Source organism: Ensifer adhaerens (assembly GCF_000697965.2).
In the GTDB taxonomy this organism is placed as follows: Bacteria; Pseudomonadota; Alphaproteobacteria; order Rhizobiales; family Rhizobiaceae; genus Ensifer; species Ensifer adhaerens.
The window spans coordinates 3,172,675-3,185,806 of record NZ_CP015880.1 but is presented as its reverse complement, the minus strand read 5'-3'; the positions used below and the strand labels follow the sequence as shown (position 1 = coordinate 3,185,806).

Genomic DNA, 13,132 nt, shown 5'->3' with positions numbered 1-13,132 from the left:
ACCGTTTATCCCGCGATATCGACGACGCCGCAGTCGCCCTCGGCCGAGCCGAAGGCCAGCTGCCGGCCATCCTTGTTCCACGCCATGGCGGTGATTGCGCCCTTGCCGGGACGGCGCAGCAGCACTTCCTTGCTGTCGGCAAAGCGTGCGCCGAGGATCATGCCGTCCTGATAGCCGATGGCGACGATATCTTCAGCCGGATGGCAGCAGACGGAGGTCACCATGATGTCGGCGCGGGTGCCGAGTTCGAGCGGCGCCTTGCCCATCGGGCCGTCCTTGCCCTGGAAGGGCCATACGATGGCAGCCGGCGCGCCCGAGGATGCGAGCCACTTGCCCTTGGCCGACCAGGAAAAGGACTTCACCTTGGCCGGATAGCCGGTCATGCGCATGTGGCGCGCTTCGGCGCCGGGCTTGGCGTCGAGCTTCCAGCCGTGCAGCGCGTTTTCCTGCATCGTGGTGACGAGGAAGCGGCCGTCGGGTGAGAAGGTGACGCCGGTGTGGGCGCCCTTCCATTCGAGGTCGATCGGCTGGCCCGATGTGCCGACCCAGTGCAACGACACGCCGTTGTAGCGCGCTGCGGCGACGCGAAGGCCTTTCGGCGCGAAGGCGAGGCCTTCGACCGTGCGTTGCTCGGCGAATTCCTTCGTCGTGCCGTCGGCAAGCTTCACGTGCGTGGTCTTGCCATAGGCATAGCCAACGGCACCTTGCGGGCCGGCGGCAACCTGGGCGATCCACTTGCGCGGCGCTTCGGCGACCAGCGCCGTGGTACCGTCGGCGGCGGTGCGCATGACCTTGCCATCTTCGCCGCCCGTCAGCAGCGTATCGTTGGCTTCGTCGACCACGAGCGAGAGCAGGCCCTCGTGGACCTCCGTCGTCTTGTGGCCGAGGTCGAGGCGGTGGATGGCGCCGATGGCTTCGGCGAAGAAGGGGACGCCTTTGAGAAAGGCCACGCCGACGACGTGACCTTCGAGATCGAGGGGAGCGACAGTCGGCATCAGTTCGGCTGCGCCTCGCAGGCCTTGAAGGTGCGCTCGAGCTTTTCGCGGTCGAGGTCACGGCCGATGAAGACGAGGCGGCTTTCGCGCTTTTCGCCTTCCTTCCACGCACGCTGGTGATCGCCCTCGATGATCATGTGAACGCCCTGAACGACGTAACGCTCGGCGTCGCCAGCAAAGGCGATGATGCCCTTCAGGCGCAGGATGTTCGGGCCGTCCGTCTGGGTGATCTTCTGGATCCAGGGGAAGAAGCGATCCGGGTTCATCTCGCCGCCGCGCAGCGAGATCGACTGCACCGTCACGTCGTGGATCGGCGAGGGGGCATCGTGGTGGTGATGATGGTCGTGATCGTGGTCATGATCATGGTGGTGATGGTGATGATCGTGGCCGCAATCCGGACCGCAGGTGTGATCGTGTTCGTGATCGTCCTGGTCGAGGAAGTGCGGATCGTTTTCCAGCGCCTTTTCGAGATTGAAGGCGCCCTGGTCGAGGACCTTGGCGAGATCGATCTCGGAGCGCTGGGTGCGATAGATGCGGGCCGACGGATTGATGACGCGCACGGTCGCCTCGATGCGCTCCAGTTCCTCGGGCGTGACGAGGTCGGTCTTGTTGAGCAGCACGACATCGGCGAAGGCGATCTGGTCTTCGGCCTCGCGGCTGTCCTTGAGGCGCAGCGGCAGGTGCTTGGCGTCGACCAGCGCGACGACGGCGTCAAGCTCGGTCTTGGCGCGCACGTCGTCGTCCATGAAGAAGGTCTGGGCGACCGGGACCGGGTCGGCAAGGCCCGTGGTCTCGACGATGATCGCATCGAAGCGGCCGGGGCGGCGCATCAGGCCTTCCACCACGCGGATCAGGTCGCCGCGCACGGTGCAGCAGACGCAGCCGTTGTTCATCTCGTAGATTTCCTCGTCGGATTCCACGATCAGGTCGTTGTCGATGCCGATCTCGCCGAACTCGTTGACGATGACCGCGTATTTGCGGCCATGGTTCTCGCTGAGGATGCGGTTCAAAAGCGTCGTCTTGCCGGCGCCGAGATAGCCGGTGAGCACGGTGACGGGGATCGGCTTCTGCGGGGATGTTTCGGTCATGGGAACCTCTGGGATTTCCGGATGCGGGAGCAGGCATCCTAGTCGCGTCTCATATAGGAGATGCGGCGGCGATGCGCAAATGGCGCAGGCGATTTTGCCGGTCGGGCGGCGTTGATCGCTGCGATCCCGATAACCCTCCTTTCATCAAGATCGGCGAGAGTGCGCAGCACATCGAGGGGGTGCGCACGTGAAGACGATTTCCATCAACGGCCGGTTCCTGACCCAGCCGCTTACGGGCGTGCAGCGCTTCGCCCGCGAGATGACCCGGGCGCTCGATCAGCGCATCGCTTCGGGTGCCGTGCCGCATGCGCTGAAGGGCGTGCGCTGGCGGCTCCTTTCTCCCGGCAAGGCTGTCTACGATCTCGGCCTCAAGGCGATTTCGGTGGAGCGCTTCGGCTCCGGCCCGGGCCATCTGTGGGAGCAGGGGCCACTCTTCTGGCGGTCACGCCGCGACACGCTCATCGGCTTCGGCGGTAGTGGGCCGGTGCTGCATGGCGACCAGGTGGTGGTGATCCACGACGTTACACTCTTTCGCCATCCGGCCTCCTTTGGCCGCGGCTACCGGCTGTTCCACGGGGCGCTCGGTTTCCTTCTGGCACGACGGGCAAAGATCGGGACCGTGTCGAATTTTTCGCGCAAGGAACTCGCAGACGTGTTCCGCGTGCCGGCGCCCGGTATCGACGTTATCTACAACGCGACAGATCACTTCGCGGATCTTCAGCCGGACGACGGCATCATCGGCCGCCTTGGCCTTGCCGATACGCCCTTCTTCCTGCTTGTCGGCACCCTGAAACCCAACAAGAATGTCGAGTTCGCTGTCCGCGCCTTCGAGACCCTTGGCGCCCGCGACCACAAGCTGGTCGTGGTGGGCGGCACCGATCCGTCGGTTTTTCGCGATATCGCGCCGACGTCGAAGGGCAATCTGATCTTTCCCGGACGTCTGACCGACGCGGAGATCGCCGGGCTGCAACGCCGCGCTGTCGCCTTCGTCTTTCCGAGCCTTTACGAAGGTTTCGGCATCCCGCCGCTGGAGGCGATGACGCAAGGCTGCCCCGTGCTTGCCGCCGACATTCCACCGGTGCGCGAGGCCTGCGGCGATGCGGTGCGCTACTTCGATCCGTTGAAGACGGAAACGCTGGTCGAGGCAATGCGGATGATTTCGGCCGACGCGACTTTGCGTCGTGAGTTGACGCATGCCGGTTACGACAATGCCAAGCGCTTTTCCTGGGATGGAAGCGCGGTGGTGCTGCTCAACATGCTGGCTGCCAGCCGGGCTTGATGGCTGCGGAGGGCGTTAGAGGTCGAGCACGCGCATCGGGTCCAACCGCCCGCGCAGCATATCCAAGACGGCGATGACGTTGCCCTTCAGCCGACCGCGGCGGTCGACGAGGCCTTGCGACCTGACGCTGCCGAGGATGTTGGCAGCGACGTTGCCCCCCATCAGACGCAGCGCCCATTTGAGGCCGACCGTGCCCTTGTTGCGCAGATAGAGCGGATTGGCGACCTGCGAGTAGCCGAAACGCAAACCCGAGGTGCGGCCGCGCTTGTTGCCGAGATGGACGCCGCGCAATCTCTGTGACTTGACGATGCGCCCGCGTGACGCAAGCCGCCGGCAGAAATCGACGTCCTCCTGCCAGCCGTAGAGCGGCAGGCGCTCGTCGAAGCGGGTGTGCTCGACGGCGATCGCCGCAACACGGAAGGCCATGTTGCAGCCGTAGGCATTGAAGGCGGGCGTGATTTGATCCTCGGGCGCGGGACCGGCGTCGCCATGGAGGATCGCCTTCGCATCGGCCACCGAAATGCCGGGTCCGTGAATGCCGTCTGCCAGAACCAGGCCGGTTGCAACGACGATATCCGCCTCGCGCGCAAACAATCGCTCGGTCTCTGCGAGAAAGTCATGGTGTGGCAGGAAGTCGTCGTCGAAGAAGACGATCAGGTCGGCGGTCGTCGCGTGGTCGAGGATCGCATTGCGCTGCGCGCTCGAGCCTTTGCTGCCCCTAACGACGCGGACGTCGGCTGCGAGGGCACTGAGGCGGTTTTCGTCGATGTCCTCGGGCGCGCTCGGGCAGACCAGGATGGAGTCCGGCAAGCGGGTCTGCCGCGTCAGATGCATCAGGGTGTCCGAAAGGACTTCGCGGCGGCCCGCGGTCGCTATGCCGACGACGATGTTCATGGCGGACTCTCCGAACGTTTCGGCGGCGATCTAACCGGAAATTCGTGCAGTTTTTCTTAGCGCAATTGCTTCCAGCCCTATGGGGCGGCAAGCTTCGGAGCCCGCATCATCAGCCGCAATTGGTTGAGTGCGAGCAGGCACAGGACGCCGCCCCCGAGGATGCCGGCGCCGATCGCGAGATAGCTGGTTTCGCCGGCGAGCGCGAAGGCGAAGCCGGCCGTGGCGAGCCCTGCGGCGGCAAGAAGCACCGGCGGCCAGGGGAGGTCGAAGGGAAGCACCGCCATCAGGCGCAGACCGAAGGCGGTCGCAAGGACCGCGCCGATCGCACCACCGGTCGCAAGCGCCGTATCGATCGGGCCTGCGACAACCAGTGCCGCGAGCGCCCCGAGGTTCAGCAGCAGGCAGTCGATGACGGCGAGCAGAAGGATCAGCGCAAGACGCTGCTTCAGGTGCAGCGGCGTCGGCAACATGATCTGCGTCAGCGTGCGGGCAAGCGAAATGAGGATGATCGCAGGCGCCGTGGCGAGGAACCCCTGCTGCAGGTCCGGGCTGATGACGACCCACGTGACCGGCAGGAGCACCGCAAAGATGCCGGCCGCCATCATCAGCGCGAAGCTGGCAAGCAGGGCATAGTATTGCCCGAGCGTCCGGGCGAGGTCCGCGCGGTTGTCGGTCCGGTCGTGGGCGGCGACGATTTCGGGGTACTGGATCGCCTGAAGCGCCGAAACGATGAGCACGAAGGGCCGCTGCAAAAGGTCGAGCGCCAACAGCGCGCCGGCGGCACCCCTCGCTCCGAGAACGGATGTCAGCAGCGTCTTGAGGGCGAGCGGCGCGAACATGGCGGCCGTTGCAGCGCCGGCCGAAACGCTGCCATAGACGAGGTGCTTGCGGAAGCGCGCAGTCTCCAGTGCAACGGTCGGTCGCGCTGCCGGGTTGCGGGAAAGAACCGAGGCGAGCAGGCCGTAGGCAGCGTAGCCGGCCAGAAGCCCCGTGACCGTCGAGAGGAAGGTGGGCGAGGCCAATGCCCCGGCGAGCGTGCCGACTGCCAGAATTGTGGCGCGTGATCCCTGCAACACGGAAAAGGCGCGAAAGTCCTGACGAAACCGCAGCATCGTCAGATGCAGGTCGCTGCCCCCTTGCGCGATCGACACCAGGCCGCCGACAAGGGCGACGACCGGCGGCACGCCGAAGAACACGGCTATCGAGGCTGCGGCCAGGCAGAGTGCTGCGCAGACCGTCGCTTCAACGAGGATCGTGCGCCGCTCAGCCGCCTCGCTGTCAGCGTCCGGCCCCGGATAGAAGCGGGTGCACGCGAAGCGCACCCATTCGAAAGCGGCGATCGCTGCGAATTGGCAGATCGAGACGAACAGCGAATAGCTGGCGTAGTCCGCAGGCGCCAGCCAATGGGCGACGATGATCAGCAGGCCGAAGGCGATGACGGCCTGATAAAAATAGGCGCCGAGCGCTATGATCTTCGCCATGGGTTCTCTGCTCTTCCAACGGACGTCCTTGATAGCGCAAAACCGCAAAGAAAGTGTTTGCCGGGCGTCGCTTCACGCGTCAGGCGAGTTCAGACGGGTCGAAATCCCTGACGTCTTCGAGCAGTTCGACAAGGCCTTTGACGGCATGGGCAAGCAGCGCCTCGCCGCGCGCAGCCGTTGCGGCTGACGCGTTGCCGGCAACGCCATCGGCGTTGAGGTCGCGCATCTTCCAGCCGAAGGCATGCGGGCCGTAGGCACGCAGATGCTTGAAGCGACCGGCAAAGTCGCGCTGACGCGAGGGGAAATCGGACGTTTTTGTCGTGTCCACCTTGTCGGGATGCAGCGCCAGCATCACCGAAGTCTCGATATCGCCGCCGTGAATGTCGAAGGCCTTGTCTTCTGGCGCGATCCAGCCGTCCGGCTGGCCGAAGCGGGTCCAGCTGGTTGCGACCGCCAGCATGTTCAAGCGCACGCGCGCTTCGGTCGCGACGATCGTCATCAACGGCGAATTGCCGCCGTGGGCGTTCAGCATCACGAGCTTGCGAATACCAAGGCCATGGAGATCCCCGGCGATGCCGAGCCAGCGCTCCACGGCCTCGTCATAGGCGAGCGTGCGGGTGCCGGCGACATCCATGTGCTCGATCGAGTAGCCGACCGGCTCGGCCGGCAGGAAGGTTACAGGCAGATCGGCGGGAAGGACGGCGATGGTGCGGGAGACGATCCCCTGGGCAATCAGCGTGTCGGTTTCGAAGGGCAGGTGAGGTCCGTGCTGCTCATGCGCGCCGAGTGGCAGCACCGCGATCCAGTCGCGGCGGGCGTCAGGCGGAAGGTCGGCCGGATTGTCCTGCCATCGCGGCTCGGGCATCGACATTTCTCTTCGATCCTCCACGTCAATTGTCGTAAAATTGTTATTTGAGTCATACAGTTCGTAATCGCAAGCTGTATTGTTATAAGTGTTCGAGACGGGATTCGGCAGGAGGTCCAATGGGCAAGAAGAACAAGGCCGAAAAGAAGGGCAAGAACGGCAAGAAGAAGGACGAGCTCCTGATCGAGCCTCACGATCTTGCCGCCGTCCTTGTCCAGGCTGCGCGGTCGATGCGCACCGTGCTCTCCCGCAATCTGCTCGAAAGCGGCCTCTATGCCGGACAGGATGGCGTCATGCTGGCGCTGGCCGAGACCGACGGTCTGACGGCCGGCGGGCTCGCGGTCAAGCTCGGCGTCAAGGCGCCGACCATGACCCGCACCATCGGCCGCATGGAAGCGCAGGGCTTTCTCGAGCGGCGGCCGGACGACGATGATGCACGGCTCACCAAGGTCTATCTCACTGAGCCCGGCCGCAACCGGCTGCAGACGATCGCCGAGGCCGGTCAGCATTCTGAAAAGCTCGCGACCCGTGGTCTGACCGACAAGCAGGTTCGCACGCTGATGAAGCTGCTGCGCGCCGTTGACAGCAATCTCCAGGCTGCGCGCGCGGCCGACTGAACCGGATTTGCCGCATATTGCCGCGGCGATTTAAACAGTTTAAATAGGGATTTAAATTTATGGCACGCGCGCCGTCTCACAGGCGCGCGAAGGATGCCGAACGTTTGACGCACCGCTCCTGGCTGGGGTTCGTGCGGATGGGGCGAAACAGGGCTTACAGGGGGCATCGTGGCGCAAAAGGTCAAGCTTTCGACGATCGCGGAAACACTCGGTCTTTCGACGGCGACGGTATCCCTGGCCCTGCGTGACAGCCCGCTGGTGGCGACGGTCACCCGCGACAAGATCAAGGAACAGGCGCGCGCGCTCGGCTATATCTACAACCGCCGCGCCGCCAGTCTCAGGACATCGCGATCGGGCATCATCGGCGTCGTCGTGCACGACATCATGAACCCGTTCTACGGTGAAATCCTCAAGGCGATCGAGGCCGAACTCGACCGCGACAAGCAGACCTTCATTCTTTCCAATCACTACGATTCCGTCGACAAGCAGCGCGATTTCATCGAGACGCTGCTGCAGCTCGGCGGCGACGGCGTCATCATGTCGCCGGCGATCGGCACGCCGCTGGAGGACATCCAGCTCGCCGAGGACAACGGCATGCCGGCGATCCTGATCGCCCGCTCGATCGAGGGCGTGGACGTGCCGATCTTCCGCGGCGACGACGCCTACGGCATCTCGCTTGCCGCCAACCACCTGATCGGCCTTGGCCACCGCTGCATCGCCATGGTCGGCGGCACGGACGAGACCTCCACCGGACGCGACCGCTACCAGGGCTACGTCAACGCGCTGCGCAAGGCCAACATCGAGGTCGATCCGGAACTGCGCATTCCCGGGCCCCGCACGAAGCAGGGCGGCTTCGAGGCCGCAGTGCACCTGCTTTCGCTGCCGCAGAAGCCGACCGCGGTCGTTTGTTGGAACGACCTCGTGGCGATCGGCATGATGAACGGCATCGCGCGCGCCGGCCTCGTGCCGGGCGTCGACATCTCCGTGACCGGCTACGACGACCTGGAAGAGGCGTCGATCGCGACGCCGGCGCTCACCACCGTCTGGAATGGGCAGGCCGATGTCGGCCGCAGTGCTGCCCGCGCACTACTCGACAAGCTCTCCGGCAGCCATGAGCCGGATGGAATTCACCTGATCAAGCCGGAGATGCGCATCCGGCAGTCGACCGGCCCCTTGCGGGTCATCGCCTGAGGTCCATCACCCGCAAGGAAAATTGCCATGTCTGCCCGCATTCGCGTTCTCGTGCCCGGAAAAATCAATCCGCGGGTGATCGATCGTCTGGCGGAACGGTTCGACGTGGTGCGGATCGAAGGTGCCGATGCGACGCTGGTGACGCCGCAGATGCAGGACGTCAAGGCGATCGCCGTTTCCGGGCGCGTGCCGGCTGCACTGATGGACGCCCTGCCGCAGCTTGAGGTCATCGCCAATTTCGGCGTCGGCTACGACGGGGTGGAGGTCGGGCATGCCGCGGCCAAGGGAATTGCCGTCAGCAACACGCCCGACGTCCTGACGGAAGAAGTGGCCGATACCGCGGTCGGGCTGCTGCTCAACACGCTCCGTCAATTGCCGCAGGCGGAGCAATGGCTGCGCCAAGGTCGCTGGAGCCGCGAGGGCGCGTTCCCGCTATCTCCGCTGTCGCTGCGGGGTCGAAGCGTCGGTCTTTACGGTCTTGGACGCATCGGTCTTGCGATTGCCAAGCGGCTCGAAGCCTTCGGCGTATCGATCGCCTACCATACGCGCAGCCCGCGCGAAGGCCTTGCCTATGCCTACCATTCGACGCTGACGGGGCTCGCAGCTGCGGTCGACACGCTTGTTGTCATCGTACCCGGCACCGAGGCGACGCGGCGGACGGTCAATGCCGAGGTGCTTGCCGCGCTTGGCGGCAATGGGGTGCTGATCAATGTCGGACGCGGCTCGACGGTCGACGAACAGGCCTTGATCGCGGCGCTTCAGGCGGGCGTGATCGCCGGTGCCGGTCTCGATGTCTTCGAGAACGAGCCGCAGGTGCCGGAGGCGCTTGTGGCGCTGCCGAATGTTTCGCTCCTGCCGCACGTGGCCTCTGCCTCGGTGGTGACGCGCAACGCCATGGCCGACCTCGTCGCCGACAACGTCGTGGCGTGGTTCTCGACCGGCAAAGCGCTGACGCCCGTGCCGGAAACACCGTTCACGCGACGCGCGGACTAAGGCCCGACGTCGACGCGCCAGGCGCAAGGTCAAACAGATAGCTCAGGCGGCCAGACGACCGGCGGCGTAGGTTCTGACCGCATCGCCGAACGCCTTGAACAGGCTCGCCGACGGCGTGTCCGTGCGCACCCAATATTCCGGATGCCATTGCACGCCGACGGCAAAGGCCTTGGAGCCGATCACCGAGACGGCCTCGATCGTGCCGTCGTCGGCAACCGCTTCGACCGCAAGACGGGGCGCGGCAGCGCCGATCGCCTGGCGATGGAGCGAGTTGACGCGGATGCGGCCGGCGCCGAGCACCGGCGCGAGGCAGCTTCCTTCCTTGACGATCACGTCCTGGCGGATGCCGTAGGCGACGTCGAGTTCCTTCACGTCGGGCTTGCGGTGATCCCAGATGCCCGGCTGGTCCTGAATTTCGGAGGCGAGCGTGCCGCCGAGCGCGACGTTCAGTTCCTGAATGCCGCGACAGATGGCGAGAAGCGGCACGCCGCGCTCCAGCGCGCGGGTGATGAGCGGCAGGCTGGTCGCGTCGCGGCCGGGATCGAAGGGGCCGTCGCTCTCCTTGGCCTCGGCTCCATAAAGCGAGGGATGGACGTTCGAGCGGGCGCCACTTGCCAGCACGCCGTCGACGCGGTCGAGGATCTCGTCGATGTCGTTGCCGGTCTCGAGTGCCGGGATGAGGAAGGGCATGACGCCGGCGCCTTCGACGGCGGCGCGGACATATTGATGGGCAACGACATGCCAGACATTGCCGTCGAATTCGCGGAAATCGCACGGGATGGCAACGACAGGTTTCGACATCATCAGGCTCCGTTGGATGCTTGAGAAAAGCCTTGCCTTCAGTTGCAGATGAAAGTCAACTGAGAAGGTGGTGAGCGCGATCGTCGCGCCGATCCCGGGCAGCGAGACAGGAGGAGCGATCCGAAACGGCAGGAAATCGCAGGTATTTCTTCAAGAACGAGTAACCATCACAGGCGCAAGTTTGGGATCATCTACGGGCGTCGCAGAATTGTCGAAGTTGCGATCAAGCCGTTTTATTGTGCGAATGCCTATGTTTGGTTGTAGAAACCGAGTATTGTCCCGTGCGGTTCGCACTACTGAGTTGAACTCTTGGGAGATTTCGGCGAAGACCCGTGGTTTTGCTGGGATTCGGTACATTTTTCGGGGTGTTAGACGAAATCTTTCGTTAAGTCATCACCCCTAACAATCCGGTAAACCGGAGCTTGGTTCATGATGCGACTTGGACAGAGCGCTCTTCCGACTGACGTGTATCTGTCATCCGTGAGCTCGCTCTACGAACATCGCAAAACGCTGGTGATCGGCATGCTGTCGCATGTCGTGACGTTCCTGCTCGTCTATCTGAAAACCAGTGATCCGCTCTATCTCGCCTGCTCCGGTGTGATCTTCGTCCTCTGGGCGCTGCGCAATCTCGACATGGCGCGGTTCGACCGGCAGGATTTCTCCAATGCCGATCGGGCGATGGTCCGCAAGTGGGAGAACCGCTACATCGTCGGCGGCGTCAGCGTCACGCTCACCTGCGGTATTGCCTGTGGCTACGCCATCGCCATCAGCCAGGACCCCTTTTCCGAGCTCGCCACCATTTCGGTGACGCTTGCGTCGATGATTTCGCTCGTCGGTCGCAATTACGGCTCCGAGCGGGCCGTGCTCCTCTTGTCTTCCTCGGCCTGCCTGCCGATCGTCATCGGCCTGATCACGCTGCAGGACGTGTTCATGCTGGCGCTTGCCGTGCTGATCCTGCCCTTCATCCTGTCCACCTGGATGATGGCCAACAATGTGCGCGCCTTCCTCTATGAAAACGTGATGGCAGCGCGCGAGATCGCCACGATCGCCGGCCAGTTCGACACGGCGCTCAACAACATGACGCATGGGCTGTTCATGCTTGATGCTGATGGCCGGGTGGTCGTCGCCAACGAGCGGGCCTGCGAATTGCTGGCCCTCGGCGACCGCACCGAACTCAAGGGCTGGTTGCTCGATGATGTGATCCGGCGCGGCGCCCGGCGCATGCGGCTCGATCCGGACAAGACCAAGGCCATTTCGCGCCAGCTCGACCTTCTGCTCAAGGGCAAGCGGCCGCAGGTGCTGATCCCCGTCAGCGAAGAGCTGCATCTGGAATTTTCGGCGAGCCGCCGCGATAACGGCGACACGGTGCTGATTTTTGAAGACGTGACCGCGCGCGTCCAGGCGGAAAAGCAGATCCTGCATATGGTGCGGTTCGACAAGCTGACGCAGCTGCCGAGCCGCGACTATTTCGGGGAGCTGGTGCAGGCGACGGTGAGCGCGGACGACACGGCCGAACGGTTGGTCGGGTTGATGGTTCTCGACGTAACGGAATTCAAGCACGTCAATGACATGCGCGGCCATATCGTCGGCGACAGACTGCTTCATGCGATTGCCGGCCGGCTAAGGGTGCTTGCCGGTGACGATGCGATCGTCGCGCGGCTGATGGGCGACGAGTTCGTCGTGTTCATTCCCGGTGGCAGTGACGCTATTGCACTCGAAGAGCGGATGCGCGGACTTCATGCCGATCTGCGCGACACTTACGAAGCCGGCGGCTTCACCTTCAGCATGACGATGAGCGCTGGCATCGTCATCGCTTCGAGCCTCGACCTCAAGCTCGAGGACTTGCAGATCAAGGCGGATCTTGCGCTTTCGGAAACAAAGCTGCGCAACCGCGGCGGCTGCACGGCCTTCGAGGCCGAGATGGATGCACGCTACGTCGATCGCCAGAAGCTGAAGGCCGACCTGCGCGAGGCGATCAACGCCCGCAGCCTGACGCTCTCCTACCAGCCGATGTTCGCCCCGAACGGCGGGCGCGTGGAGTGCTGCGAGGCGTTGGCGCGGTGGACCCATCCGGAACGCGGGCCGGTGCCGCCGAACGTATTCATCCAGCTTGCCGAAGAGCTCGGGCTGGTCACGGAAATCACCCGCTTTGTTCTCGATCAGGCGTGCCGGGACTGCATGAACTGGCCGGGCGACGTATCGGTGTCGGTCAACCTGTCGGTGCTCGACCTTCGCAGCAGCGAAATCGTGGTCATGGTCACGGACGCACTTCGCGTAACCGGTCTCGATGCCGCGCGGCTGCATCTGGAAGTGACGGAAAGCTGCCTGATGGACGAGCCGCTGAAGGTGCAGGCGATCCTGCGCGAACTGCGCGGACTGGGCATCACGATCGCCATCGACGATTTCGGCACCGGCTACTCGAGCCTCAGCTATCTCGATGCGCTGCCGGTCGACATCATCAAGATCGACCGTTCCTTCGTGCGCAACATCCGCGAGGATTCTCGGCGCTTCAAGCTTCTGCGTGGGACCGCCAACCTTGCCCGCGCGCTCGGCCTGCGCATCGTCGTCGAAGGTGTCGAGACGGCGGACCAGCTACAACTTATCAACGAGCACAATTGTGCCGATTTGATACAGGGCTTCGTCTTTGCCGCGCCCATGCCGGCTTCGGCCATTGCTACGCTTTGCAAGAATGGTGTGCCAAAACGAGGCGCAAAAACCACCAGCAAGCGCATCGCCTAACCCCTGAAATCTTCTGGAAACTGTCCTGTTTTACTACTGGTTTTCCGGTAGCAAGTCATTGATTAGGTGCGCCAAATTGATTCCGCTTTGGTGCGCTTGATTTCAAATCGAGCAAATAAGTTCACGAATTTTTATGGTTAACGAAAAGTTAACGGTGAACTGTTTCGATTTGCGGTTGCCGCCCCATCA

Annotated in this window: 11 protein-coding genes; 5 read left to right on the top strand and 6 right to left on the bottom strand. The window is 63.7% G+C overall.

The features are described from left to right. Nucleotides 1-5: 5 nt before the first annotated feature. Together FA04_RS15575 and FA04_RS15570 are read right to left on the bottom strand one after the other, a co-directional pair. Nucleotides 6-995, bottom strand: a complete 990-nt coding sequence (locus FA04_RS15575; protein WP_034786943.1) for a WD40 repeat domain-containing protein — start codon at nucleotides 993-995, stop codon at nucleotides 6-8. Beyond that, nucleotides 995-2,083, bottom strand: coding sequence for a CobW family GTP-binding protein (locus tag FA04_RS15570; protein WP_034786931.1), 1,089 nt, complete (start codon nucleotides 2,081-2,083; stop codon nucleotides 995-997). Before FA04_RS15570 ends, FA04_RS15575 begins: the two co-directional genes overlap by 1 nt. 187 nt (nucleotides 2,084-2,270) lie before the next feature. Here FA04_RS15570 and FA04_RS15565 point away from each other — a divergent pair, with 187 nt between their 5' ends. After that, on the top strand, nucleotides 2,271-3,362 hold the full coding sequence (locus tag FA04_RS15565; RefSeq protein ID WP_034786928.1) for a glycosyltransferase family 4 protein: 1,092 nt from the start codon (nucleotides 2,271-2,273) through the stop codon (nucleotides 3,360-3,362). A gap of 15 nt (nucleotides 3,363-3,377) precedes the next feature. Here FA04_RS15565 and FA04_RS15560 read toward each other — a convergent pair whose 3' ends face one another. The 3 genes from FA04_RS15560 to FA04_RS15550 form a co-directional block, all read right to left on the bottom strand. After that, on the bottom strand, nucleotides 3,378-4,256 hold the full coding sequence (locus FA04_RS15560; RefSeq protein WP_034786925.1) for a glycosyltransferase family 2 protein: 879 nt from the start codon (nucleotides 4,254-4,256) through the stop codon (nucleotides 3,378-3,380). A gap of 77 nt (nucleotides 4,257-4,333) precedes the next feature. Next, nucleotides 4,334-5,737: a hypothetical protein gene (locus FA04_RS15555; protein ID WP_034786923.1), complete on the bottom strand. Its 1,404-nt coding sequence runs from the start codon at nucleotides 5,735-5,737 to the stop codon at nucleotides 4,334-4,336. A 79-nt stretch (nucleotides 5,738-5,816) separates the two neighbouring features. Next, nucleotides 5,817-6,608, bottom strand: coding sequence for a creatininase family protein (locus tag FA04_RS15550; RefSeq protein ID WP_034786920.1), 792 nt, complete (start codon nucleotides 6,606-6,608; stop codon nucleotides 5,817-5,819). 113 nt (nucleotides 6,609-6,721) lie between these two features. Between FA04_RS15550 and FA04_RS15545 the strand changes: the two genes are divergently transcribed. From FA04_RS15545 to FA04_RS15535, 3 genes are all read left to right on the top strand, one after another. Beyond that, nucleotides 6,722-7,219, top strand: a complete 498-nt coding sequence (locus FA04_RS15545) for a MarR family winged helix-turn-helix transcriptional regulator (RefSeq protein ID WP_034786917.1) — start codon at nucleotides 6,722-6,724, stop codon at nucleotides 7,217-7,219. A 168-nt stretch (nucleotides 7,220-7,387) separates the two neighbouring features. Further along, on the top strand, nucleotides 7,388-8,410 hold the full coding sequence (locus FA04_RS15540; RefSeq protein WP_034786913.1) for a LacI family DNA-binding transcriptional regulator: 1,023 nt from the start codon (nucleotides 7,388-7,390) through the stop codon (nucleotides 8,408-8,410). Nucleotides 8,411-8,437: 27 nt separating this feature from the next. Next, on the top strand, nucleotides 8,438-9,403 hold the full coding sequence (locus tag FA04_RS15535) for a 2-hydroxyacid dehydrogenase (RefSeq protein WP_034786911.1): 966 nt from the start codon (nucleotides 8,438-8,440) through the stop codon (nucleotides 9,401-9,403). A gap of 42 nt (nucleotides 9,404-9,445) precedes the next feature. On the opposite strand, the gene FA04_RS15530 is transcribed toward FA04_RS15535, so the two are convergent. Continuing rightward, the gene (locus FA04_RS15530) at nucleotides 9,446-10,204 is read right to left on the bottom strand and encodes a gamma-glutamyl-gamma-aminobutyrate hydrolase family protein (protein ID WP_034787271.1); all 759 of its coding nucleotides are present in this window, start codon (nucleotides 10,202-10,204) and stop codon (nucleotides 9,446-9,448) included. A gap of 429 nt (nucleotides 10,205-10,633) precedes the next feature. Between FA04_RS15530 and FA04_RS15525 the strand changes: the two genes are divergently transcribed. Then, nucleotides 10,634-12,943 (top strand): putative bifunctional diguanylate cyclase/phosphodiesterase, encoded by a 2,310-nt coding sequence (locus tag FA04_RS15525; RefSeq protein ID WP_034786908.1) that lies wholly within the window; start codon nucleotides 10,634-10,636, stop codon nucleotides 12,941-12,943. Nucleotides 12,944-13,132 lie beyond the last annotated feature (189 nt).

Coding starts and splice junctions, on each gene's coding strand:
- FA04_RS15555 (WP_034786923.1), bottom strand. CDS start 5,737: ATGGCGAAGATCATAGCGCTCGGCGCCTATTTTTATCAGGCCGTCATC.
- FA04_RS15525 (WP_034786908.1), top strand. CDS start 10,634: ATGATGCGACTTGGACAGAGCGCTCTTCCGACTGACGTGTATCTGTCA.
- FA04_RS15545 (WP_034786917.1), top strand. CDS start 6,722: ATGGGCAAGAAGAACAAGGCCGAAAAGAAGGGCAAGAACGGCAAGAAG.
- FA04_RS15570 (WP_034786931.1), bottom strand. CDS start 2,083: ATGACCGAAACATCCCCGCAGAAGCCGATCCCCGTCACCGTGCTCACC.
- FA04_RS15575 (WP_034786943.1), bottom strand. CDS start 995: ATGCCGACTGTCGCTCCCCTCGATCTCGAAGGTCACGTCGTCGGCGTG.
- FA04_RS15530 (WP_034787271.1), bottom strand. CDS start 10,204: ATGTCGAAACCTGTCGTTGCCATCCCGTGCGATTTCCGCGAATTCGAC.
- FA04_RS15535 (WP_034786911.1), top strand. CDS start 8,438: ATGTCTGCCCGCATTCGCGTTCTCGTGCCCGGAAAAATCAATCCGCGG.
- FA04_RS15550 (WP_034786920.1), bottom strand. CDS start 6,608: ATGTCGATGCCCGAGCCGCGATGGCAGGACAATCCGGCCGACCTTCCG.
- FA04_RS15560 (WP_034786925.1), bottom strand. CDS start 4,256: ATGAACATCGTCGTCGGCATAGCGACCGCGGGCCGCCGCGAAGTCCTT.